General features: G+C 70.5%; 18 protein-coding genes and 1 pseudogene. 10 read left to right on the top strand and 9 right to left on the bottom strand.

Annotation, left to right across the window (positions count from 1 at the left end; all coding sequences use genetic code 11):
• Nucleotides 1-14: 14 nt before the first annotated feature.
• The 3 genes from AB0I77_RS02390 (at nucleotide 15) to AB0I77_RS02380 (ending at nucleotide 2,252) form a co-directional block, all read left to right on the top strand.
• Nucleotides 15-668, top strand: a complete 654-nt coding sequence (locus AB0I77_RS02390) for a hypothetical protein (protein ID WP_363280389.1) — start codon at nucleotides 15-17, stop codon at nucleotides 666-668.
• 259 nt (nucleotides 669-927) lie between these two features.
• Complete coding sequence (locus AB0I77_RS02385; protein WP_363280388.1) at nucleotides 928-1,449, top strand: hypothetical protein; 522 nt, start codon at nucleotides 928-930, stop codon at nucleotides 1,447-1,449.
• 128 nt (nucleotides 1,450-1,577) lie between these two features.
• Nucleotides 1,578-2,252, top strand: a complete 675-nt coding sequence (locus AB0I77_RS02380; RefSeq protein WP_363280387.1) for a class F sortase — start codon at nucleotides 1,578-1,580, stop codon at nucleotides 2,250-2,252.
• Here the strand turns inward: AB0I77_RS02380 and AB0I77_RS02375 are convergent.
• The gene (locus AB0I77_RS02375) at nucleotides 2,190-2,651 is read right to left on the bottom strand and encodes a helix-turn-helix domain-containing protein (protein ID WP_363280386.1); all 462 of its coding nucleotides are present in this window, start codon (nucleotides 2,649-2,651) and stop codon (nucleotides 2,190-2,192) included. The genes AB0I77_RS02380 and AB0I77_RS02375 overlap by 63 nt on opposite strands.
• Before the next feature lie 97 nt (nucleotides 2,652-2,748).
• Between AB0I77_RS02375 and AB0I77_RS02370 the strand changes: the two genes are divergently transcribed.
• Nucleotides 2,749-3,645, top strand: coding sequence for an NAD(P)-binding domain-containing protein (locus AB0I77_RS02370; protein WP_363280385.1), 897 nt, complete (start codon nucleotides 2,749-2,751; stop codon nucleotides 3,643-3,645).
• A gap of 182 nt (nucleotides 3,646-3,827) precedes the next feature.
• On the opposite strand, the gene AB0I77_RS02365 is transcribed toward AB0I77_RS02370, so the two are convergent.
• Nucleotides 3,828-4,610 carry a TSUP family transporter gene (locus tag AB0I77_RS02365; protein WP_363280384.1) on the bottom strand — a complete coding sequence of 261 codons (783 nt, stop codon included), beginning with the start codon at nucleotides 4,608-4,610 and terminating at the stop codon, nucleotides 3,828-3,830.
• A 513-nt stretch (nucleotides 4,611-5,123) separates the two neighbouring features.
• Here AB0I77_RS02365 and AB0I77_RS02360 point away from each other — a divergent pair.
• The 3 genes from AB0I77_RS02360 to nirD are packed head-to-tail and all read left to right on the top strand — an operon-like array spanning nucleotide 5,124 to nucleotide 9,321.
• Complete coding sequence (locus tag AB0I77_RS02360) at nucleotides 5,124-6,341, top strand: FAD-dependent oxidoreductase (RefSeq protein WP_363280383.1); 1,218 nt, start codon at nucleotides 5,124-5,126, stop codon at nucleotides 6,339-6,341.
• Nucleotides 6,341-8,965: a nitrite reductase large subunit NirB gene (gene nirB, locus AB0I77_RS02355; RefSeq protein WP_363280382.1), complete on the top strand. Its 2,625-nt coding sequence runs from the start codon at nucleotides 6,341-6,343 to the stop codon at nucleotides 8,963-8,965. Before AB0I77_RS02360 ends, nirB begins: the two co-directional genes overlap by 1 nt.
• Entirely contained in the window at nucleotides 8,962-9,321 is a 360-nt protein-coding gene (gene nirD / locus AB0I77_RS02350; protein ID WP_363280381.1) for a nitrite reductase small subunit NirD, read from the top strand. Before nirB ends, nirD begins: the two co-directional genes overlap by 4 nt.
• A gap of 101 nt (nucleotides 9,322-9,422) precedes the next feature.
• On the opposite strand, the gene AB0I77_RS02345 is transcribed toward nirD, so the two are convergent.
• Genes AB0I77_RS02345 through AB0I77_RS02335 form a run of 3 tightly spaced genes read right to left on the bottom strand, consistent with a single transcriptional unit; the run spans nucleotide 9,423 to nucleotide 12,958 of the window.
• On the bottom strand, nucleotides 9,423-10,349 hold the full coding sequence (locus AB0I77_RS02345) for an oxidoreductase (RefSeq protein ID WP_363280380.1): 927 nt from the start codon (nucleotides 10,347-10,349) through the stop codon (nucleotides 9,423-9,425).
• A 30-nt stretch (nucleotides 10,350-10,379) separates the two neighbouring features.
• The gene (locus AB0I77_RS02340; RefSeq protein ID WP_363280379.1) at nucleotides 10,380-12,356 is read right to left on the bottom strand and encodes a SulP family inorganic anion transporter; all 1,977 of its coding nucleotides are present in this window, start codon (nucleotides 12,354-12,356) and stop codon (nucleotides 10,380-10,382) included.
• Nucleotides 12,353-12,958, bottom strand: coding sequence for a carbonic anhydrase (locus AB0I77_RS02335; RefSeq protein WP_363280378.1), 606 nt, complete (start codon nucleotides 12,956-12,958; stop codon nucleotides 12,353-12,355). The genes AB0I77_RS02340 and AB0I77_RS02335 overlap by 4 nt, the downstream gene beginning before the upstream one ends.
• 225 nt (nucleotides 12,959-13,183) lie before the next feature.
• Here AB0I77_RS02335 and AB0I77_RS02330 point away from each other — a divergent pair, with 225 nt between their 5' ends.
• The 3 genes from AB0I77_RS02330 to AB0I77_RS02320 all read left to right on the top strand — a co-directional run bounded on the left by AB0I77_RS02330 (nucleotide 13,184) and on the right by AB0I77_RS02320 (nucleotide 16,715).
• Complete coding sequence (locus tag AB0I77_RS02330; protein WP_363280377.1) at nucleotides 13,184-13,939, top strand: response regulator transcription factor; 756 nt, start codon at nucleotides 13,184-13,186, stop codon at nucleotides 13,937-13,939.
• Nucleotides 13,936-15,486, top strand: coding sequence for a HAMP domain-containing sensor histidine kinase (locus AB0I77_RS02325; RefSeq protein WP_363280376.1), 1,551 nt, complete (start codon nucleotides 13,936-13,938; stop codon nucleotides 15,484-15,486). The genes AB0I77_RS02330 and AB0I77_RS02325 overlap by 4 nt, the downstream gene beginning before the upstream one ends.
• Nucleotides 15,487-15,554: 68 nt before the next feature.
• A complete protein-coding gene (locus AB0I77_RS02320) occupies nucleotides 15,555-16,715 on the top strand; it encodes an alkaline phosphatase PhoX (RefSeq protein WP_363280375.1) in 1,161 nt (386 codons plus the stop codon).
• A gap of 63 nt (nucleotides 16,716-16,778) precedes the next feature.
• Here the strand turns inward: AB0I77_RS02320 and AB0I77_RS02315 are convergent, their stop codons facing one another.
• The 4 genes and pseudogenes from AB0I77_RS02315 to AB0I77_RS02300 all read right to left on the bottom strand — a co-directional run bounded on the left by AB0I77_RS02315 (nucleotide 16,779) and on the right by AB0I77_RS02300 (nucleotide 22,535).
• A complete protein-coding gene (locus AB0I77_RS02315) occupies nucleotides 16,779-19,529 on the bottom strand; it encodes a bifunctional YncE family protein/alkaline phosphatase family protein (RefSeq protein ID WP_363280374.1) in 2,751 nt (916 codons plus the stop codon).
• 4 nt (nucleotides 19,530-19,533) lie between these two features.
• Nucleotides 19,534-20,850: pseudogene (locus AB0I77_RS02310) on the bottom strand (ABC transporter permease); the annotation flags it as partial.
• 38 nt (nucleotides 20,851-20,888) lie between these two features.
• Nucleotides 20,889-21,899, bottom strand: a complete 1,011-nt coding sequence (locus AB0I77_RS02305; protein ID WP_363280373.1) for an ABC transporter ATP-binding protein — start codon at nucleotides 21,897-21,899, stop codon at nucleotides 20,889-20,891.
• 240 nt (nucleotides 21,900-22,139) lie between these two features.
• Complete coding sequence (locus tag AB0I77_RS02300) at nucleotides 22,140-22,535, bottom strand: hypothetical protein (RefSeq protein WP_363280372.1); 396 nt, start codon at nucleotides 22,533-22,535, stop codon at nucleotides 22,140-22,142.
• Nucleotides 22,536-22,578 lie beyond the last annotated feature (43 nt).

Genomic DNA, 22,578 nt, shown 5'->3' with positions numbered 1-22,578 from the left:
ACAGGAGTAGAGGCATGCTCAAGGAATGGCGGCATCGCCGGGCCGTGCAGCGGGTCAAGCCCGGCGACGGGCGACCGTTGAAGCGTTTCCGCTGGTGGCAGATGCTTACCCGCGCACTGTTCCATCTTCGGCTGATGGACGACGACGGCCGGCAGACGGTCTACGCCGTCGACGTCAGGCATCAGAATCAGTCGGACGGCTACGTCAAGGCCCACCTGTACCTCGACGGCAGGCATCACGCCGAGTCGAGAGTCCCTGCCGCCTTCCCCGTCCAGGGCGGCACCGTCGAAGTAAGGACGAGCGGCTTCGGGCTCAAGCGCTGCCACTACGTCACCGCCGATGGTGCCGAGCACCAACTCGTCCCGGACCCGGTCTCCGCCGAGGGGCGCCGCGCGCGCCTCGACCGATCGCACCCCGCGCTGAGCCGCTGTATCGGTTTCCTCTCGGCGATCGTGCTCGTCATCGGCGTGGTTCTCCTGGTCCTTCAGCTCGCCGAACAGGTCACCAGGGCGCCGGAGGGCGTCGCCCAGTACGTCGGGACCTTCACCTCGCCCATTGATCTGCCGGCAGGGGGCAACGTCGTGGTCGGGCTCGTCACCGTGGCGGCCAGCACCGAGCGGGCGCTGCGGCTGCGCTACAACTGGCTGCTCGACGGCGGGACGGGCTGAGCCCGGACTGGGGTACCCGCTGACCGACGGCAATTCAGCCGGTCACCCGTTCACAGTCCGGCCCTGCGCCCTTCGGGTTCTTTTCCTGGCGTGCCTCTGCCGAGTCGGTGACCTGCTGAAACGTCGACCAGAGCGCTCCGGGCACGCCTCGCCTGACACCCATTCACCTCATTTCTGACACTCCCTCAGGAAGCGGTCCCGCCCCACTGCCACTTACCTCGAAAGGGCAGCCCCCACCGAAGAGCTCGAAGGAGCACCGATGCGAGGTCCCACCCGTCTGCTGACCGGTACCGCCTTCGCCGTCGCCGTCGCGGGCTTCGGCGCCGCGCCCGCGTACGGCGGGACCGCGGGCGGCCTGGAGGTGTACCCGTCCTCAGTCGTGCCCGGCGGGCAGGTCACGGTGAACTCGGCGGACTGCGGGGACGACGGTGCGGCGGCGGGCGATGCCAGCGCGGTCGGCGCCGGTCCCTTCACGCTGGCGCCCAGCACGCACGAGGGCGAGGCGATCGGACAGTTCCGGGTGCCGCCGAGCGCGCAGCCGGGGACGTACGAGATCACCGCGACGTGCGGGGCGAGCGGGCGACAGGTCATGGGTGACCTGGTGGTCACGCTCACCTCCACCCGCGATCAGGTGTACCCCCGAGGAAGTGTGAAGACGGGGGTCGGCGGCGCTCTGGGCCCCGATCCCGTACAGACCGCGGCCGGCGTGGCGGCTCTCGCCGTCGCCGCCGCGGGCGGTACCTGGCTCCTGCATCGCCGGGCGAGAGGCGACGGGATCTGACGGACACCCTCCGCTGTCCGTCCGCCGGTACCGCAGCATGTCCTCTCCCCCTCCGGGTCCGCCGCCCCTCGCGGCCCGGAGGGGGAAGAGGCCGCAGCGTTCCTGAAGATTTGGAAAGGGGGTTCGCCATGCCCAGATTCGGGTTCGGGTTCGGGTCCGGCAACGCCGCGATAGCGGCCGTCACCGCGGTCGCCCTCTGCTCCGGCGCGTGGCTGCTGCGCAGCGGCGCCGAGACGCACGCCCCGCCGCAGCCGTCCGCCGCGCAGGCCCACGCCGATCCGCGGGCGGACGCCGATCCGCGCGCCCACGCCGATCCGCGCACTCGGCGATCCGCGGCGCCCGCGCTGCCGCCCTCCCCGCCCGACCGGATCCGCGTCCCGTCGATCCGCGTGAACGCCCCCCTGATGGGGCTCGGCCTCACCGCGGCCGGCAGCCTCGACGTCCCGCCCGCCGCGAAGAAGAACCTGGCCGGCTGGTACGAGGCGGGCACCACCCCGGGCGAGACGGGCACCGCGATCGTCGCCGGCCATGTCGACAACGCCGACGGCCCCGCCGTCTTCTACGACCTCGGCGCCCTGAAGAAGGGAGCCGTCATCGAGGTGGACCGGCGCGACGGCGGTGTCGCCGTCTTCACCGTGGACGCGGTCGAGATGTACGAGGCGAGGGACTTCCCCGACGAGAAGGTGTACGGGGTCTCCGGGCGGCCCGAGCTGCGGGTGATCACCTGCGGCGGGGGCTACTCACGAAGCACCGGCTATCAGGGGAACGTCGTTGTCTTCGCGCACCTCACGGGCAGCCGCTGAGCCTCCCGGCACCCCTGGTACTTCCGGCACCCCCGGTACCCGTGGTACTCCCGATGCTCCCGCTACTCCCAGCACGTTCACCCGCCCCCACGCGCCCAGCGGTGCCAGCGCCTCGTTCAGCGAAGCCCCCCGAGGCGTCAGCGAGTACTCGACGCGCGGCGGCACCTCGTCGTACGCCTCCCGGTGCACGATGCCGTCCGCCTCCAGCTCGCGCAGGTGTGCCGCGAGCACCTTCTCCGTCACGCCCGGCAGCTCCCGGCGCAGCTCGCCGAAGCGGCACGGCCGCACGTGCAGCGCCCACAGGATCAGCACCTTCCACTTGCCGCCGATCACGTCCATCGCCGCGTCGATCCCGCAGACGTACGCCCCCGGCGCCCCCGGCCTTCGTACGGTCGCCATGCCGTTCCCTCCCCTGCCTGCATCCTTTCCCGGCGGTAACCACCCACTCGAAAGTACGTACTTGAGCAGGCCGTTCACCTCGTCGAGCCTAACTCCCATGACTGACAACGCACCTGACTCTCGTACGCCCGTCTCCCTCCTCGGCACCGGCGCCATGGGCACCGCCCTCGCCCGCACCTGGCTGGCCGCCGGGCACCCGGTGACCGTCTGGAACCGCACCCCCGCCCGCGCCGAGGCCCTGGCCGCCGAGGGCGCGACCGTGGCCCGCAGCGCCGCCGAGGCGGTGGGCGCCGGCCGTCTCGTGGTCGCCTGTCTGCTCGACGACGCCTCGGTCGGCGAGGCCCTCGACGGGGCCGACCTGACCGGCCGCGACCTGGTGAACCTCACCACCGGGACGCCCGCGCAGGGCCGTTCCCGTGCCGAGTGGGCCTCCGCGCGCGGGGCCCGTTTCCTGGACGGCGGGATCATGGCCGTACCGCCGATGATCGGGGTGCCCGATTCCGGCGGGTACGTCTTCTACAGCGGCTCGGCCGCGCTCTTCGAGGAGCACCGGGACACGCTCGCCGTGCCGGCCGGCACCACCTACGTCGGCGCGGACCCGGGTTTCGCCGCGCTGCACGACGTGGCGTTGCTGAGCGCGATGAACGGGATGTTCGCGGGCATCACGCACGCCTTCGCGCTGATCCGCGGGGAGGACATCGCGCCGAAGGACTTCGCGCCGCTGCTCGTGTCGTGGCTGACCGCGATGGCACCGGCCGCGCACCAGGCCGCCGAGCAGTTGGAGAACGGCGACTACGGCAAGGGGGTCGTCTCCAACCTGGCGATGCAGGTGGCCGGCAACGCCACATTTCTGCGGACCGCCGAGGAGCAGGGCGTCAGCCCGGAGCTGCTGACGCCGTACATGGCCCTGATGGAGCGGCGCCTCGCCGCCGGGCACGGCCACGAGGGCACGACGGGCCTGGTCGAACTACTGGCGTCCCCGAACAGGGGTTAGGGCCTGTCCGGCGGAGCATGCCGCAGACGCGGGGTCTGGCACGCACATCTGCCGCGTTGTCGTCACTCGCCGACGCTCCGCGTCGACTCCCTCCTCCGCCTTGCAGCTGCACGCACCAGACCCCGCTCACCGGCACTGAACAGCGCTGTCGATTTCCTGCGACCTGCTCCGCCGGACAGGCCCTAGGCCAGCCACTGCTCGTACGCCAGGTTCCCCACCAGCGCGAACACCACCGTCAGCAGCACGACCCGGACGAAGCCGCTGCCCTGCTTCAGGGCGGTGTGCGCGCCCAGCATGCCGCCCGCGAGGTTGAACACGGCCATCAGCGCGGCCAGTTGCCACAGGACGGTGCCCTGCCAGGCGAAGGTCGCGAGGGCGCCCGCGTTCGTGCAGCAGTTGACGATCTTGGCGGTGGCGGAGGCGGTCACCAGGTCGAGGTGCAGGACGGCGGTGAGGGCCAGGACCAGGAACGTACCGGTGCCGGGGCCGATGAGACCGTCGTAGAAGCCGATGCCGAGGCCCGCGAGGCCGATCGCCGCGAGGATCTGGCGGCGGGAGGCCGGGCCGGTCGCGGGCGCGGTGCCGAAGGCGGGGCGCAGGATCACGAAGGCGGCGACGGCGAGCAGCACCACCATGATGACCGGCTTGAGCACGTCCGTGCTCATCCCGGCCGCGAAGAAGGCCCCGGCCGAGGATCCCGCGAGGGCCGCGAGGCCGATGCGTACGGCGATGCGCACGTCCACGGGTGCCTTGCGGGCGTACGTCACCGCGGCGCCCGAGGTGCCGACGATGGCGACCGCCTTGTTGGTGCCGAGCGCGTAAGCGGCCGGGGTGCCGGCCGGCAGCCCGAGGAGGAGCACCGGGAGCAGCAGGAGGCCTCCGCCGCCGACCACGGCGTCGATCCAGCCGGCCGCGAGGGCGGCGAGGCACAGGACGGCGACCATGGTCAGTGATATGTCGGGCATGATCGCGACCCTAGGGAGGGGATCGGTGGCCCGTCCAACCAAATACCGGCCTTCTGAGCCTCTCCTGAGGTTCAGCTGTTCGATCCGAGCCTCTCCCGAGGCTCGAAAGCCCCAATGGACCCAGTGGGACGTACGCCACACCCAGGGACACCCCGCGCCGCGAACGCCTCCCGCACGAGCCCCCGGACCCGCACGGCAGCGGCGGCGCGCACCGGCAGCCGAGCCGGCCGAGTCGGCCGAACCGGTATGTTCCAGACACCGTCCATGATCCGTCCCCCCGCGCGTGAGCTGGTGAAACCCCTCCTCTCCGGCCTCGCGCCGCCTCCGGTCGTAGACGATGCCGCCTGCACGGAACCCGGGGTTCGGCTCCCGTCGCCCGCCGCATCTCACAGCCCGGCCCCCGCGCAGACTCCGAACCCTCACATCCGCCGGGCGGCTGTGCTGAGGGCAGCGTTCCCCGCGGGAAACAGACGTGATGCGGTCGGGTAACACCGGCATCGCACGCTCCTGGACATGACCTCGAATACGCGTGTGGTGGTGATCGGCGCCGGACTCGCGGGCGTCCGGCTCGCCCGGCGGCTCGGTGAGCTCGGCACGCCCGTGACGCTCATCGGCGAGGAGGAGCACCGCCCGTACAACAGGGTCCTGCTCGCCGAGGTACTGGCCGGCCGCTACAGCCCCGAGGTGATCGCCCTGCCGGCGCCCGCGGAGCTGACCCGCGGCCGGGTCACCGGCATCGACCGTGCGGAGCGGACCGTCGAGTGCGCGGACGGCTCGAAGATCGCATACGACACGCTGGTCCTGGCCACCGGCTCCAACCCCGTCCTGCCGCCCCTGCGCGGCCTGTTCACCGGCGAGCGGCACGAACTGCCCGACGGTGTCCACGCGTTCCGCACCATGGACGACTGCCTCGGCCTGTCCAAGGCGGTACGGCCGGGCGTGCGGGCGGTCGTCATCGGCGGCGGGCTCCTCGGGGTCTCCGCGGCCCGGGCGCTCGCGATGCGCGGCGCGCAGGTCGTCCTCGCCCAGCAGTCCGAGCGGCTGATGGAGCGTCAGCTCGACCCGAGCGCCTCGAAGCTGGTCCGGCGCCACCTCATCGACCTCGGCGTCGAGATCCACACCGAGTGCCGGGTGCGCGACGTGCGCTGCGTCGGCGGCGCGGTCCGCTCGGTCGAGATGGCCGACGGATACGCCCTCGACGCCGACCTCGTGGTGCTGGCCTGCGGGGTCCACCCGCGCGTGGGCCTCGCCCAGATCGCCGGCCTCGACGTCCGCAAGGGCATCGTCGTCGACGACGAACTGCGTACCTCCGACCCGCACATCAGGGCCGTCGGCGACTGCGCGCAGCACGACGGCACGGTGTACGGGCTCGCCACCCCGGCCCTCGAACAGGCCGACGCACTGGCCGAATCGCTCGCGGGTGACCCGGACGCCCGCTACACCGGCACCCGTTCCCTGACCCGGCTCACGCTCGCCGGGAACAGCGCCTTCGACCTCGCCGCGTTCGGCGAGACTCAGCCGCTTCCGGGCGACGACGTCGTCCAGCTGGCCGATGCCACACGAGGCACCTACCGCAAGGTCGTCGTCCGCGACGACCGCCTGGTCGGCGGGGTCCTCGTCGGCGAACTGGGCACCGTCGGCGCACTCGCCCGCGCCTGGGAGGGAGCAGAGCCGCTCCCCGCCGACGGTGCTCCCTTGCTCCACCTGCTCACCAACGATGGAGGCTCCTGATGTCCGCGACCGCAATTGTTGGGGACGCCCCCCGCCCCACGATCGTGCTCGTCGGCCATGGCATGGTCGGCCAGCGCTTCCTCGAAGCGCTCGCCGAGCGCGGTCTGACCGCCGCGCACCGCGTGGTCGTGCTGTGCGAGGAGCCGCGTCCGGCGTACGACCGCGTGCAGCTGACCTCGTACTTCTCGGGCAAGACGCCCGAGGACCTCTCCGTGACCGACATGGAGTTCATCAAGGACCACGGGATCGAGCTGCACGTCGGTGACCCGGCTGAGACGATCGACCGGTCGGCCAAGGTGGTGACCGCCCGCTCGGGGCTGACCTTCGACTACGACTTCCTCGTCCTGGCCACCGGCTCCTACCCCTTCGTCCCGCCGGTCCCCAACAAGGACGCCGAGGGCTGCTTCGTCTACCGCACGATCGAGGACCTGCTCGCGATCGAGGAGTACGCGAAGTCGAAGGCGACGACGGGTGCGGTCGTCGGCGGCGGTCTGCTCGGCCTCGAGGCCGCGGGCGCGCTCAAGGGCCTCGGACTGTCCACCCACATCGTGGAGTTCGCGCCGCGCCTGATGCCCGTCCAGGTCGACGAGGGCGGCGGCGCCGCGCTCCTGCGCACCATCGAGGACATGGGCCTCACCGTCCACACCGGCACCGGCACGCAGGAGATCGTGACGGACGCCTCGGGCGCCGTCACGGGCATGAAGCTGTCCGACGGCTCCGAACTCGCCACCGACATGGTGGTGTTCTCCGCCGGTGTCCGCCCCCGCGACCAGCTGGCCCGCGACAGCGGCCTGACGGTCGGCGAGCGCGGCGGCATCAGCGTCGACGAGCAGTGCCGCACGGTCAGCGACCCGCACGTCTTCGCGATCGGCGAGTGCGCGCTGGCCTCCGACGGCCGGGTCTACGGCCTGGTCGCTCCCGGTTACGAGCAGGCCGAGACCGCGGCCGCCACCATCGCCGCCGACGAGGAGGCCGCCTTCACCGGCGCCGACCTGTCCACCAAGCTGAAGCTGCTCGGCGTGGACGTGGCGTCCTTCGGCGACGCCCACGGCACCGCCGACGACTGCCTGGACGTCGTCTACTCCGACTCCCGCTCGGGCCTGTACAAGAAGCTGGTCATCGGCCGCGACGGCACGCTGCTCGGCGGCATCCTGATCGGCGACGCCGACTCGTACGGCACGCTGCGCGCCTTCACCGGCTCCGTCCCGCCGATCTCCCCCGAGGCCCTGGTCCTGCCCGCCGGCGCCGGCGCCCCGGCCCAGCTCGGCCCGTCCGCGCTGCCGGACGAGGCGATCATCTGCTCCTGCCACAACGTCTCCAAGGGCACCATCCGCGGCGCGGTCACCGACCACCAGTGCACGACCGTGCCCGAGGTGAAGAAGTGCACCAAAGCCGGTACCGGCTGCGGCAGCTGCGTCAAGGTCCTCGGCCAGCTGGTCAACGCCGAGCTGGAGGCCAGCGGCGTCGAGGTCGACAAGGGCCTGTGCGGCTGCTTCTCGCAGACCCGCGAGGAGCTGTACGAGATCGTCCTCGCCCTGCGCATCAACACCTACCAGGACCTCCTGGACCGCTACGGCCGCGAGGACGCCCGGGGCGGCGACGGCTGCGAGATCTGCAAGCCGGCCGTCGGCTCGATCATCGCCTCCCTCGCCCCGACGATCGGCGCGAGCGGCTACGTCCTGGAAGGCGAGCAGGCGGCCCTTCAGGACAGCAACGACCACTTCCTCGCCAACCTCCAGAAGAACGGCTCGTACTCGGTCGTCCCGCGCATCCCCGGCGGTGAGATCACCCCCGAGGGGCTGATCGTGATCGGCGAGATCGCCCGCGACTTCGGCCTCTACACGAAGATCACCGGCGGCCAGCGCATCGACATGTTCGGCGCCCGCGTCGAACAACTCCCGTCCATCTGGGCGCGGTTGGTGGACGCGGGCTTCGAGTCCGGCCACGCGTACGGCAAGGCGCTGCGCACGGTGAAGTCCTGCGTCGGCCAGACCTGGTGCCGCTACGGCGTCCAGGACTCCGTCCGCATGGCGATCGACCTGGAACTGCGCTACCGGGGCCTGCGCTCCCCGCACAAGCTCAAGTCGGCGGTGTCCGGCTGCGCCCGCGAGTGCGCGGAGGCCCAGTCGAAGGACTTCGGCATCATCGCCACCGCGGGCGGCTGGAACCTGTACGTCGGCGGCAACGGCGGCGCCACCCCGCGCCACGCGGACCTGCTCGCCCAGGACCTCTCCGACGCCGAACTGATCCGCCTGATCGACCGGTTCCTGATGTTCTACATCCGCACCGCCGACCGCCTGGAGCGCACCTCGACCTGGCTGGAGCGGATCCCGGGCGGCCTGGACCACGTACGCGACGTGGTCGTCGAGGACTCCCTCGGCATCTGCGAGGAGCTGGAGTCGCTGATGGCCGCGCACGTGGCGGGGTACCGCGACGAGTGGGCCCAGACCATCAACGACCCCGAGAAGCTGGCCCGGTTCGTCTCCTTCGTGAACGCGCCCGACACCCCCGACCCCGTCGTCGGCTTCGTCCCCGAACGCGACCAGATCAAGCCCGACCTGCCGCTGCTCAGCATCGGCATGCGTCCCACGGAAGACGTCCTGGAAGGAAGCGCCCAGCGATGACCCTGGCACCCGAGACGACCGACCTGAAAATCCAACTCCGTCTGGACGACGAGGAGGACACCTGGTTCACGGTCTGCGACCTGAGCCTGCTCTTCCCCGGCCGCGGAGTGGCGGCCCTGCTGCCCGACGGCCGCCAGGTGGCCCTCTTCCGCGACCGGTCCGGCAAGCTGTACGCCATCGACAACCGCGACCCGTTCGGCGGCGCGGCGGTCCTCTCCCGCGGCCTGATCGGCTCCCACAAGGGACGGCCCTTCGTCGCCTCGCCGCTGCTGAAGCAGCGGTTCGACCTGGAGTCGGGGCGGTGCCTGGACGACGAGTCGGTACGGGTGGCGACGTATGAGGTGCAGACCGCATAAAGGAATAAAGGAGGGGCCGGCGGGCTCACCACGATCGGGCTCACCACGATCGGGCTCGGCGTGACAGTGGCCGTGACCGGCCGCAAGGAATGACCGGCCCGTCACCTCTTCAGCGCGTCGAACGTCACCCCCGTCAACTGCTCGGAGACATCCCAGAGCCGCTCCCCCGCCACGTCGTCGAGCGTCCACCTGGCGCGCCACGACCTGGCGGGCGAACCGCGCCAGCCCAGCAGCGAAGGGCCCGTGAAGGAGTCGGGACGCACGCCGGACTCGGTGGCCGCGTACAGAACGGGCAGCGCGCCGGCGTCCGCGGACTGCGCGAAGAACCGGTTCCCGATCCGCATGAACCGCTCGGCGCCCCTGCGGCCCGCCATCGCCGGCCCACGGGTCTGTAGGTTCGTGGCGGCGTAGCCGGGGTGCGCGGCGGCCGCGACGACGCCGGAGCGGATGGCGGCGAGCCGCCGCGCCAGCTCGTGCGTGAAGAGCAGGTTGGCGGTCTTGGAACGGGCGTACGCGACCCAACTCCGGTAGCGTCGCTCGCTGTTGAGGTCGTTGATGTCGATGTTGGACAGCGCGTGCACTGAGCTGGACAGCGTCACCACCCGGGCGCCGGAGGTGGCCAGCAGCGCGGGCAGCAGCAGCCCGGTGAGCGCGAAGTGCCCGAGGTGATTGACGCCGAACTGCGTCTCGAACCCGTCGGCCGTCGTCCCGTACGGCAGCGCCATCACCCCGGCGTTGTTGACGAGCAGATCGAGGTGGTCGTACGAGAAGGCGGCCGCGAACGCCCGCACCGATGCCAGATCCCCGAGGTCCAGCCGCGCGAACTCCAGCTCCGCACCCGGGACTTCGGCCGCCAACCGGTCCCCCGCCGCCCTGCCCCGCGCCTCGCTCCGGCACGCCAGCACCACCCGGGCGCCCTTGCGGGCCAGCTCCCGGGCGGTGACGTATCCGATGCCGCTGTTCGCCCCGGTGACCACGGCGACGCGACCACTCTGATCGGGGATGTCCTTCTCGGTCCAGCCGGACATGACCGACCTCCCTCCGCTTACGGGTGGGAGTCAGCCTACGAGCGGCGGGCGCCCGGCGTAATCGTCCGGAAGGGGCCGCGTGTCCAGGTAGAACCACTCGGCGTCGGGGCCGGGGGACTCCGTCGGTTCGGCGGGTGTGGACGAGGCCGTCGTGGCCTCGGCCGGGGTGGTGGTGCTCCAGGGCTCGGCGGGCGTGGTGGTCGTCGGGTCGGCGGTCGTACCGGCCCACTGCTCGGTGGGCGTGGTCCACGCTGCCCGGCCGCGCATGGCGCTCGCTGGTCCGCCCGGCTTGGACATCGTCCGCCCGCCGGGCCTGGACGTCGTCCTCTCGGTTACGGCCGTCACCGGCCCGACTGCCGTCTCGACCTCGGGAGAGACAGAGGCAGAGGCCGTCTCCGCCGCCTTCCCCGGCCCCGGCATCAGCAGCTCCACCCGCAGCCCCTTCCCCCGCTGCTGGGCGGTGAACTCCTCGACCTGGTTGCGGCAGGCGTGGTCGAGATGCGTGACGCCGGTCAGGTCGAGGCGGATCCGCGGCTTCCCCGACGCGGCGGCGGCCTCCAGCGCCTCGATCACCTTCGGCAGCCGCAGGAAGGTCGCGTTGCCCGCCATGACGACCTTGGCGGTGTCCTCCTCCAGGTGCTGCTTGACGACCGTCTGCGACATCCGCAGAGCGGCGAGGACGATCCCGGCGGCCAGGCCGATGAGGACACCCTCCAGCAGGGCCGTCGCCACGATGACCAGCGTGGTGACGGTCATCACCACGAACTCGCCCCGGTCCTGCCGCCACATCTTCGGGAACTCCTCCGGCGCGAACAGCTTCCAGCCGCTGTGCACCAGCACCCCGGCGAGCACCGAGATCGGGATCAGCGCGAGGACCTGCGGCAACAGCAGCGCGAACGCCAGCAGCCACAGACCGTGCAGGGTCCGGGACAGCCTCGTCTTCGCACCCGCCTGGACATTCGCCGAACTGCGCGCGACCACCGCCGTGATGGGCAGCGCACCCAGCACACCCGCCACCGTGTTCCCGGCGCCCTGCGCGATGAGTTCCGTGTTGTAGCGGGTGCGCGGGCCGCTGTGCATACGGTCCACCGCGGCCGCCGTGAACAGGCTCTCCGCCGAGGCGATGACCGTGAAGGTGAGGATGGAGGTGATGATCGCCGCGTCGGCGAGCCCCGCGAACTGCTCACCACCCGGCACCTGCACGGAGGCCAGCAGATTGCCGACCTGGAGCGTCTTCACGTCCACGCCGGGCAGCGCGGCCACCCCGATGCCGATACCCACGGCGACCAGCGCGGCCGGGACCTTCTTGACCGGCCCCGGCACCTTCTTCCACACGAAGCTCAGCACCACGGTCACGATGCCGAGCAGGGTGGCGATCATCGCCTGCCGGTTCGTCAGGATGTCCGCGAACAGCCCCGGAATCCCGGCCATGTTCTCGATCGGCGTCCCGGGCGCCTTGCCGTCGGCCATCGGGTACACCTGGCTGAACATCAGCGGCAGTCCGATGCCGGCCAGCATGCCCTGGACGACGGCGAGGGAGATCGCCTGGAACATCCGGCCGAGCCGTACGACACCGAGGACGATCTGCAGAATCCCGGACCCCAGCACGATCACACCCAGCATGGCCACGCCGTGCTCGGCCACGGTCTCCGCGACCAGCGCGGCGAGACCCGCGGCAGGCCCGCTGACCTGGAGCGTGCTGCCCCGCACCGCGCCGACCACCAGCCCGCCGATCACCCCGGAGATGATCCCGAGCTCGGCCGGCACACCGGACGCGACAGCGACGCCGATGCACAGCGGCAGCGCGACGAGGAAGACGACGAGGGAGGCGGTGATCTCAGTACCGAGATCGACCTTCTCCCCCTTCTCCGGGCGGGACACCGGCGTCTTCTCCGGGCCGGACGGGCCGGACGGGCGAGAACCCGGCGCCGCGGCCTGTGTCACCGTCGCCGTCCCGCCGGTCGTCGTCGCTCCCCGCGTCCGGCCCCGCGCATGCGCCCCGCTCATCCGGCATGCACCCGGAAGCGACCGTCGTCGTCCATCTCGTACACACACCCGGTGTCGACCTCGTAGTACCAGCCGTGCAACCGCAGCCGACCGCCCTCCAGCCGCTGCCGCACCGACGGATAACTGCGCACCGCCGCAAGCTGGTTGACGACATTGCGCTGCGCCACCTCGGGCATCGACGGATCGTCGGAGACGGCCGCCAGCACCGGGGCCAGCTCCGGGCGGGCGAGCCCCAGCCAGGCGTCCACACCGGGCAGCGCGGTCAGGTCGTCACCGGACTGAAGCGCACCCATCGCCCCGCAGTGTGAGTGACCGCACACGACGATGTCCTGAACCCCGAGCACCTCCAGCGCGTACTCGATGGTGGCGGCCTCACCCGAGGCGCCGTGTTGCCCGTACGGCGGCACGATATTACCCGCGTTGCGCAGCTCGAATATGTCTCCGGGCCGGGCGCCGGTAATGAGGGCGGGTATGACCCGAGAGTCCGAGCAGGTAATGAAGAGTGCCTCAGGATATTGCCCCTCGGCCAGCTTCCGATATTCGCCGCTCTCGAAATCCGCCCGCCGCCTGAACGACCGGGCACAGTCCAGCAACGCCTTCAACGATGCCTCCTCAACTGGGAGTTCAGCCTGTTCAGGACCACCGTAGAGGGGCACACACCAGAGGAAGGTTAACGGAACGCCAGAGCGCGGCCAGCAATTGAACATTCTTTGTCCGGACACGCACAGGCAGCGCCGTCTTGTAACCTGTCGACTCCGGGGAGCCAATGACGAGTTCACGTTTCCTGGATTAATTCCGGTTGCCGGTTTCACGGAGAGACAGGACGCATGGGCCTACGAGTGCTGCTCATCGAGGACGACGAGACGATCGCCGAACCGCTCGCCGAGGGCCTGGGACACTTCGGCCTGACGGTGGATCATGTGACCACCGGAACCGAGGGGATGAGAGCGCCGTACGGCGATGTCGTCCTGCTCGATCTGGGGCTGCCGGACATGGACGGCATCGACGTCTGCCGGGGCATCCGGCAGGTCTCCGACGTCCCCATCGTCATCCTCAGCGCACGCGGTGAAGAGGCCGACCGCGTACTGGGCCTGGAGCTGGGCGCCGACGACTACCTGGCGAAGCCGTTCAGCGTACGGGAGCTGGTGGCCCGCGTACGAGCGGTGACCCGACGCACACAGGCCACACAGGCCACTGCCCTTCCGTATACCACCGCCACCGCGGTTCCGTACGAGTCCTACGACCCCTCTCCCGCCGCTCCCCCCGCCGAACCCGGCCCCCTCGTCGTCGACCGCCGCACCCGCCAGGTCTGGGTCGGCGAGATCACCGTCGCCCTCACCCCCAAGGAGTTCGACCTGCTCGCACTGCTCACCGAGGACCCGGGCGCCGTCTACTCCCGGCAGCAGATCCTCGACCGGGTGTGGGACCCGCACTACGAGGGCCCCACCAAGACGCTCGACGTCCATGTCGCCTCGTTGCGCCGGAAGTTGGGCCACCCGGCGTGGATCCAGACACTGCGCGGCGTCGGCTTCCGGCTGGCGGTGCACACCGGACCGGACGACCAACAGGTGACCTCCCCATGACCCGCCGCCTGCTGCTGAGCTACCTCACCCTCGCCGCGCTCGTCCTGCTCTGCCTGGAGATCCCGCTCGGCTTCGTCTACTCGCGCGGCGAACGGGAGCGGGTGGTCAACGCCGCGAAGGACGAGGCCGAGTCGGTCTCCGCGTACGCCGCACTGTCCCTCGCCACCGGCCGGGCCGAACGCGACCTGCCCGGCCGGGTGGCCCACTGCGCCGCACGCATCGGGGGAAAGGTGGTGGTCGTAGACGGATCAGGCGCTCCACTCGCCACCTCGCACCCACTGAGCAGCGAGGTATCCGGCGCACTGGCCTCCCGCCCGGGCATCGCGGCCGCACTGCACGGCACTTCCACGGCCGACGTCCGCACCTCCACCATCGGCGGCGTCCAGTACCTTTCGGTCGCCGCGCCCGTGGGCCAGGGCGCCCGCCCGGAAGGCGCCGTATGGCTCACCGTCCCCACCCAGATGGTGCACCAACGCGTCCACCACGTATGGCTGTTGCTCGCCCTGGGCGGACTCGGCGTCCTCACCGCCGTGACCTTCGTGGGCTTCGCCATCGCCCGCTGGACCGGCCGCCCGATCCGCGAACTGGAACGCGCCACCCACGAGTTGGCGGAAGGCGGCCGGGCCGACCCGGTGACCGTCACCAAAGGCCCGCCCGAAGTCCGCAGCCTGGCAGCCGCGTTCAACCGCACCGCCGCCCGCCTCGCGCATCTCCTCGCCTCCCAGCACGCCTTCGCGGGCGAAGCCTCACACCAGCTCAAGACCCCGCTCGCGGCACTGCGGCTGCGCCTGGAGAACCTGGAGCCGAACGTCTTCGACCCCGGCCGGCCCAGCCTCACCGCCGCCGTGACCGAGACGGACCGCCTCTCCCGCCTGGTCGAAGGCCTGCTGGCGATGGCCCGACTGGAGGAGGACGCGGCCACCCCCTCGCCGATCGACGTGGGCGCCGTCTGCACCGAACGACACCACACCTGGGCACCCCTCTTCGCCCAACAAGACGTCTCCCTGGTCCTGTTCGCGAGCAGCGTGGGCCCCGTCCTCGCCCTCCCCGGATCCACCGAACAAATCCTGGACAACCTCCTCTCCAACGCTCTGCGCGCCTCCCCACCCGGCAGCACGACCACCATCGAACTACGCCTGCACGTCCCGCCCCGCCGCACCCTGCGCGACGCCCGCCCCTGCTGGGTCGACCTGCACGTCACCGACGAAGGCCCCGGCATGACCGCCGACCAGCGCGCCCGCGCCTTCGACCGCTTCTGGCGCGCCCCCGGCGCCCCCAAGGGCGGAACGGGCCTCGGTCTCTCCCTGGTCCAACGCCTCGCCCACGCGAGCGGCGGCGAGGCGAGCCTGCGCGCCGCCGCAACGGGCGGACTCGACGCCGTGATCCGCCTGCCGTCCGCCGAACCACCCCCCGGCGCCCACATGTTGGCAAGGCCGAGCACACGCCGCCGAGAAACACCGACCCAGCCCCACCTCGGCGTCCAACTTCACCGCACGCCCACTCCACAGCCCGTCCACAGCAAGCCCAAATCCACCCCACGCCCCTAGAGTCCGTCACCGTGCAACCCCGCCGCCGACCGGTGGCGGGCCGGTCACGACACCCTCCTGGAGCAAGCGTGGAACGTCGTACCCTCCTGCGTACGGCCGCCATCGGCGCCACCTCGGCCGTCCTCGGCGGCACCCTCTGGCGCGGCGCCGCCTACGCGGCCCCCGCCCAGCCCGGCACCGGCCCCTACGGACCCCTCGGCTCACCGGACGCGGCCGGCATCAGACTCCCCAGCGGCTTCACCAGCAGAGTGATCGCCCGCTCCGGCCAGACGGTCACCGGAACGTCGTACACCTGGCACAACGCCCCCGACGGCGGCGCCTGCTACCCGGACGGCACCGGCTGGATCTACGTCTCCAACTCGGAGATCAACCCGTCTGGCGGAGCGAGCGCGGTGAAGTTCTCGTCGACGGGCGCGATCACCTCGGCGTACCGCATCCTGTCCAACACCCGCCAGAACTGCGCGGGCGGCAAAACCCCCTGGAACACCTGGCTGTCCTGCGAGGAAGTGTCACTGGGCTACGTCTACGAGACGGACCCGTGGGGCACGAAGGCAGCCGTCCGCCGCGACGCGATGGGCCGCTTCAAACACGAGGCGGCAGCCGCCGACCCGGTGCGCAAAGTCGTCTACCTGACCGAGGACGAGACGAACGGCCGCTTGTACCGCTTCGTGCCCACGACATGGGGCGATCTGTCCTCAGGCACCCTCCAGGTCATGGTCGCGGGCACCGCCACATCGGGCTCCTTCACCTGGGCGAACATCCCCGACCCGGACGGCTCCCCCACCACCACCCGCACCCAGGTATCCGGTTCCAAGTCCTTCAACGGCGGCGAGGGCTGCCACTACGCCGACGACACCGTCTGGTTCACCACGAAGGGCGACAACCGCGTCTGGCAGCTCAACCTGACGACGAACACCTACGAGCTCGCCTACGACGACTCCCTCGTCACCTCCGGCACCGCCCCCCTCACCGGCGTGGACAACATCACCGGCTCCGCCTCCGGCGACCTGTACGTCGCGGAGGACGGCGGCAACATGGAGATCTGCGTCATCACCCCCGACGACGTAGTGGCCCCCTTCCTCCGCATCGACGGCCAGTCGGGCTCGGAGATCACGGGCCCGGCCTTCTCCCCCGACGGCACACGGCTGTACTTCTCCAGCCAGCGGGGCACGAGCGGGAGTTCGTCGGGCGGGATCACGTATGAGGTGAGGGGGCCGTTCCGGTCGTAGTCGGCCAGGGACCCCCTGACGCGGTCAGCCCGCGTCAAGGGGTCCGCCGTCAGCCGTCAGCCGTCAGCCGTCGGACTCCGACGACGGGATGTAGGCACCCGGCACATCCTTCGGAGCGAAGATCTTGTCCTCGCCGGGGTACGGCTTCGTCCACCCGTGCGTCTCGTACCACGTGAAGTGGTTCATCTGCGCGGGATTCGCGAAGTCGGGCACGGCGTTCGGCCCGGACAGCCGCTGATGCGACTTCCAGTCCTGCCACTGTGCCGCGAGCCCCTGCTCGTCCGCCGGCACCTTCGCCGAGGGCACCGCCGCCGCCTTGGGATCCTGCGCCGCCGGGGTGTCCACCCCGCACGCGGGCGGGGTCGCCAGACCATCGGTCAACGAGGTCCGGTTGGGCAGCGCCTTGAACGGCGTGAAGTCCGCCTTCTGGGTGAACGCGCCACGCATCGGGCTGGCCGCGCTGTCCTTCTGGTTCATCGGGTGGACCCCGAGGATCTGCTCGATGGTCCGGATCATCGTGATCTGCGAGTAGTAGTGGCTGTCGACGACACCGTGCCTGGCCCAGGGGCTGATGATCTGGATCGGGGCCCGGTGGCCGTCGACGTGGTCGAGGCCGTTCTGGGAGTCGTCCTCGGCCACGAAGATCGCCGAGTCCTTCCAGTACTTGCTGTGCGAGATCTCGTCGACGATCCTGCCGGTCGCGAGGTCATTGTCCGCGACCTGTGCGGCCGGGCTCGCCGGACCACCGGTGTGGTCGCTGGAGAGCCAGAACATGTTCAGGTTCGCCGGCCCGTTCTTCTCGAAGTCCTGCTTCCAGATCTGCTCCCGGTAGATGTCTGGGACGCTGGTGTCGAACTTCGGGAACCCGTGCACCGACACGTCGTTGAGCGACGGGATCGGCGAGGACGAGACCAGGGGGTAGGCGGTGTCCTGCCCGGTCGCCGCCATGTTCTTGGAGTCGCAGTACAGGTTCTGCCAGCTCGCGTCCGCCGGCTTGGTCAGGAACTGCTGGAACTCACCGAAGTCCCGGACGGACTTGCCCGCCGCCTGCGCACCGGTCCAGATGAAACCGGTCCGCTGATGGCCGAGGGCGTCGTCCTCGGTGTCGTAGCTGCGCGCGTACTCACCGGCCGAGGACTCGGTGTACTCCGGGTCGTCCGCCTGCATCATCCAGTTGTGACCCTCGGCGGAATTCGTGCCGATGTCGTACGTGTTGTCGTACAGCCCGAACTGCCTGGCCAAAGCGTGCTGGTTCGGCGTCACGTTCTCGCCGAACTGCGCCAGCGACGGGTCGCCGTTGCCCTCCGGCATGTCACCGAAGACCTGGTCATAGGTCCGGTTCTCCTTGACGATCAGAAAGACATGCTTGATCGTCGAGGGGTCGCCGAGCCGCTGCGGGACCGGCACCGGCGCCGCCGCCCCCGTGCCCTTGGTGACCGAGCCGCTGGCCCAGCCGTTCTGCTGGAAGACCTTGGCCGTCTGGGACCTGATGACGCTGTCGCCGGGCAGCGTGAAACGCTGCACGCTCGACGTCGTGTCATGGGTGCCGTGCGCACCGGCAGTGGTGGGACGGCGGGCGTCGATACCCCGGGTGTTGGAGACCAGCACCTCCTTGCCGACGGCTGTGATCTCCGCCGGGAAGTAGTCCGTCGGGAGCAGGCCGACGTAACTGACCGGCTCCTGCGGGCTGGTGTACCGGTAGACGGCGACCGCGTTGGCGCGGCCGAGTGTCACCAGCAGGTGTCCGTCGTCGGTGAGCGTCACCGCGTCGGGCTCGTAGCCCACCGATGCCTCGGGCCACGGCTGGGTGGCGATGGTCTGTACGACCTTGTCGCTGGAGGTGTTGATGACCGATACGTCGTTGGTGGCGGTGTTGGTGACGAACAGCGCCCCCTTCTTGGCGTACAGGGCGGTCGGATGCAGACCGACGTTGATGCTCGAGACGGCGGCGTCGGGGTTCGCCAGGTCGATGACACTGACCGTGCCGGTGGTCGTGGCAGCGGTCTTCGGGTCGGCCGGCACCTGGGTGCCGTAGGAGTTGATCGTGGTGTCGCCGGACTTCGCCGGGCGCCCGCCCTCGTTGCTCACGTAGAGCTTGTCGCCGACCGTGACCATGTCACGCGGTGCGTTGCCCACGGCCCAGCTCTGCTTGATGTCCCCGGTCGCCGCGTCGATGGCCACCACGCGGTTCTGGCCGTTGACGGCGGAGTACACGGTGGAGCCGTCGGACGAGAACACCGCCTCACCCACCAGCGCGTGCTTGTCCCCGTCCGCCGGGATGCTGACGGACGTCGGGCCCGCGACGGTGCCGTCCGGGCTCACGGTGAACTTGGTGTAGCCGTCGGTCTGCCCCAGCCACAGCTGCGAACCGTCGGGAGAGTACGTGGGGCCTTCCTGGCCCACGGAGTTGCTGCTGATGCGCGGGGTCGACGACGCGGCCGTGCCGACGAGCTGCTGCACCTTCCAGTTCTTCAGGTCGACGATGGCCAGCGCCGAACCACCGTCGGTCACCGAGGCCGCGAGGTGCGCGCCGTCCGGGCTGACGGTGGACGACATGATCTTGCCGTTGTTGACGACGAGGCGGTCGCCGTACGGGGCGATGTACTGGTCGCTGGAGACGACCTGGCCCTGATCGGTGACCTGGCCGACCTGGTCGGTGCCGAACTGGTGCGTCTGGGCGAAGGCGACGCCGGCGGCGACGATGGCGAAAGCGGTGGTGCCTGCCGTTACCAGGGGTATCCGGCGGCCGAGGCGTCTGCCGAGAAAGCCGGAACGGGCCTTCTCGACACGCCGACGACGGCGTGTTACCTGCATGGAGTTATCCCTTCGGGGTGGCGGACAGCAGCTCGACGTTTCCGTCGAACTGCCACAGCGGGTTCGGTGCGTCACCGGTCGAAGTCCGCACCAGGAAGTAGCCGTTCACTTCCTTCGGTCCGTCGCCATCGGCCATGAAGCGCCCGTCTGGGGTGACGTCGAGCTGGTAGACGGCCGTCCCTACGGCCTCGACGTCGGGGAGATGCCAGGAGACGACGCAACGCCAGTCGTTGCCCGACCCCTCGGCGGCGACCTGGACGCTGCCCTTGTCGCACGCCGCCGTGGCCTTCAGCCGCGCTTCGGTGACGTCGGGGCGGTTGAGCTGCTCCGTCTGGACCCGGTACAGGTGCGCGAACTCCGTGGCGAGCGAGCGCTGCACCTTGTCCTGCTCGATCCCGGAGCCCGTGGCCCCGGTCGCCGCGGCGACGACCGCGACCGTGACGGCGACCAGCCCGACGAGCGGCAGCACTCCGGCGGTGACCGCGCGACGCACCGATCCCTCGTGGCTCAGGTTGGTGAAGTCGCGCCGCAGGAAAAGCACGTACGCCAGCGACGTCGCGGTCACCGCCCACACCAGGCTGACCACGACGCCGATGAGCAGCGGGCCGAGCTGTGCGGGGCTGGTGAACAGACCGTTCCAGGAGATGAAGGCGTAGCCGGGCAGGGCGAGCCGCACGGCCACGGGGAGCGGCATCATCTGGGCCACCTGCATCCCGAGCGCGACGAGCGCGGGCAGCAACAGCCCCATCGGGGACTGCCCCAGCACGACGGACCCGAGCAGACCGATCGCGGCCAGGGCCAGGGTCGGAGCGAGGGCGCAGGCCCAGGCAAGCAGGACCTTGCCCGCGGCGTCCCCCGGCGTCAGCAGGTGACCGTCGAGTCCGACCAGCGGATGGTTGCCGACCGCTACGACCCCGCCGACCGTGCTGGAACAGACCAGCCCGGCCACGAGCAGCAGGATGACGGTGAGACTGGCGAGCGCCTTCGCCACGAAGATCCGCCGAGGCGAGCGCACCGCCACGAGCAGGTGGCGCCAGGTACCGAGCCGGTCCTCGGAGGCGAACACGTCACCGGCGACCACCGACGTCAGCAGCGGAAGGGCCCAGGTACCCGCGAAACCGAGCATCACCAGCGGCCCGGCCCACCCCGTGGCATGCATCCAGCGACCGAAGAGAGTGTCGACGGGGAGCGTGCTCTGCTGACTCACCGCAGCGACGAAGAGCCCCGGAGCGATCCAGCACGCGAGAACCAGCAAGCGGATCCGCCATTGCGAGACCAGCTTGACCAGCTCGAAACGGTAACCGCGCGGAACGGAGACGCGACTGGCGTCGGCAGCACGGTCGTTGACTATGGTCACGGTCATCTGTCGGCCCCTTGCTGCTCGGTGGGCTGCTGCTCGGCGTGCTGCTCGGTCGGCTGGTCGATGTGCTGCTCGGTCGGCTGCTCGGTGAGGGCGAGGAACGCGGCTTCGAGTGGCGACACCACAGGGGCGAACTCCCGCAAGGCGATGCCCGCATGCACGAGCCGCACCACCAGTTCATCGAGGGCGGGCACCAGCGCACGAACGACGAGCCTCTCGGCGTCGTCGTGCCGCGCCCCGGCGTCGCCGACGACGCGGATCCCGGCGGAGCCGACAGCCACCCGGCGGGCGGCCCGCGCATCGGAGGTGACCAACCGGTAGTCGAGTTCGCGGTTCTCGGCGGCCAGCTTGCTCAGCGGTCCGGAGAAGACGACTCGTCCGGTGGCGAGGATGGTGACCTCGGAGCACAGTGCCTGAAGGTCGTCCATACGGTGGCTCGAGAGCACGACGCCGGTTCCACCCGCCGCGAGCCGGGCGAGGACCCCGTGAACGTGTCTTGTACCCGCCGGATCAAGGCCGTTGGAAGGCTCGTCGAGCACAAGCAGCCGGGGCTTGGTGAGCAGGGCGGCGGCGAGCCCGAGCCGCTGACGCATCCCGAGGGAGAAGCCGCGGGTCCCGTCGTCGGCAACATCGGTGAGCCCGACCTGCTCGAGCACGGCATCGATCCCCGCTGTCCGCGATGCATCGCGGCCACGCAGAGCCACCAGCGCGGCGAGGTTCTGCCTGGCGGTGAGCGAGGGGTAAAGGCCCGGCCCGTCCACAAAGCCGGCCACACCATCAGGAGCGGCGAGCGCCCGCCCGACCGGCGTACCCAGGATCTCCAGCCGGCCGCTGTCGGCGACGGCCAGCCCCAGCAGCAGACCGAGCAACGTCGTCTTACCGGCGCCGTTCGGTCCGACCAAGCCGTGGATCTGACCCTGCGCCACATCCAGATCGATACCGTCGAGAGCTACGACATCGCCGAAACACTTGGTGATGCCGCGAGCCCGGACAGCGAGGAGTGTGCCCATGGAGTCCCTTCTTCCGCAACGCTCAGGGACGTTAGGGACGGCACACGACGCAGGCACAGACGCCTGGTTGAACGCATACGGAACAAATCGTCAAGCCGTGGACAAGTCCGCGTGCACAAAACAGCCAGCATCGAGCCAGACTCGGGCAACCTTGGAGACACCGAGTCCGGCGTGGCCTGCGAGTAACGACAGCGGGGACCCCCACGCACCGTGGAGGTCCCCATACGTTCGGTGTCGACGTCAGTCGGTGACGGCCACGCAGGGCAGGCCCCGGCTGACGCCGTTCTGCCAGCCCTCGACGCAGATCCGCGTGCCGGGCGGAACGTCCTGGTTGATGTCCTTGAAGTCCCGGTAAGTGGTGAAGGCGTCGACGTTCTCGCTCTTGGTCCAGAGGTCGAACTGACCGTTGGTGGCCCAGATGTGCGTCTTGATGGTCGCGCCCTGGATGTTCTGGCTCCACACCGACGTCTCGATACGGCCCACGAAACGGCCGTCGGTGTTGATGGTGAAGCAGGTCTGGTGGTTGCACCACTCACCGGCCGCCGACGCGGTCGGGCTGTTGACGACACTCAGGCCGGTCACGGCTGCCGCCGCTCCGAGCACGGCGACCGTCTTCCTGGCCATTCGCTTGGTCATGCGCATGTGGGTCCTTCCCCCGATGTTCGGTGCATGCCCGGCC

This window comes from Streptomyces sp. NPDC050619 (assembly GCF_040654815.1).
GTDB lineage: Bacteria > Actinomycetota > Actinomycetes > Streptomycetales > Streptomycetaceae > Streptomyces.
This window is presented reverse-complemented; position numbering and strand designations above follow the sequence as displayed.

Bases quoted from the DNA above. Each gene is read 5' to 3' on its own strand.
- AB0I77_RS02390 (WP_363280389.1), top strand. From the start codon at position 15: ATGCTCAAGGAATGGCGGCATCGCCGGGCCGTGCAGCGGGTCAAGCCC.
- AB0I77_RS02385 (WP_363280388.1), top strand. From the start codon at position 928: ATGCGAGGTCCCACCCGTCTGCTGACCGGTACCGCCTTCGCCGTCGCC.
- AB0I77_RS02380 (WP_363280387.1), top strand. From the start codon at position 1,578: ATGCCCAGATTCGGGTTCGGGTTCGGGTCCGGCAACGCCGCGATAGCG.
- AB0I77_RS02375 (WP_363280386.1), bottom strand. From the start codon at position 2,651: ATGGCGACCGTACGAAGGCCGGGGGCGCCGGGGGCGTACGTCTGCGGG.
- AB0I77_RS02370 (WP_363280385.1), top strand. From the start codon at position 2,749: ATGACTGACAACGCACCTGACTCTCGTACGCCCGTCTCCCTCCTCGGC.
- AB0I77_RS02365 (WP_363280384.1), bottom strand. From the start codon at position 4,610: ATGCCCGACATATCACTGACCATGGTCGCCGTCCTGTGCCTCGCCGCC.
- AB0I77_RS02360 (WP_363280383.1), top strand. From the start codon at position 5,124: ATGACCTCGAATACGCGTGTGGTGGTGATCGGCGCCGGACTCGCGGGC.
- nirB (WP_363280382.1), top strand. From the start codon at position 6,341: ATGTCCGCGACCGCAATTGTTGGGGACGCCCCCCGCCCCACGATCGTG.
- nirD (WP_363280381.1), top strand. From the start codon at position 8,962: ATGACCCTGGCACCCGAGACGACCGACCTGAAAATCCAACTCCGTCTG.
- AB0I77_RS02345 (WP_363280380.1), bottom strand. From the start codon at position 10,349: ATGTCCGGCTGGACCGAGAAGGACATCCCCGATCAGAGTGGTCGCGTC.
- AB0I77_RS02340 (WP_363280379.1), bottom strand. From the start codon at position 12,356: ATGAGCGGGGCGCATGCGCGGGGCCGGACGCGGGGAGCGACGACGACC.
- AB0I77_RS02330 (WP_363280377.1), top strand. From the start codon at position 13,184: ATGGGCCTACGAGTGCTGCTCATCGAGGACGACGAGACGATCGCCGAA.
- AB0I77_RS02325 (WP_363280376.1), top strand. From the start codon at position 13,936: ATGACCCGCCGCCTGCTGCTGAGCTACCTCACCCTCGCCGCGCTCGTC.
- AB0I77_RS02315 (WP_363280374.1), bottom strand. From the start codon at position 19,529: ATGCAGGTAACACGCCGTCGTCGGCGTGTCGAGAAGGCCCGTTCCGGC.
- AB0I77_RS02305 (WP_363280373.1), bottom strand. From the start codon at position 21,899: ATGGGCACACTCCTCGCTGTCCGGGCTCGCGGCATCACCAAGTGTTTC.
- AB0I77_RS02300 (WP_363280372.1), bottom strand. From the start codon at position 22,535: ATGACCAAGCGAATGGCCAGGAAGACGGTCGCCGTGCTCGGAGCGGCG.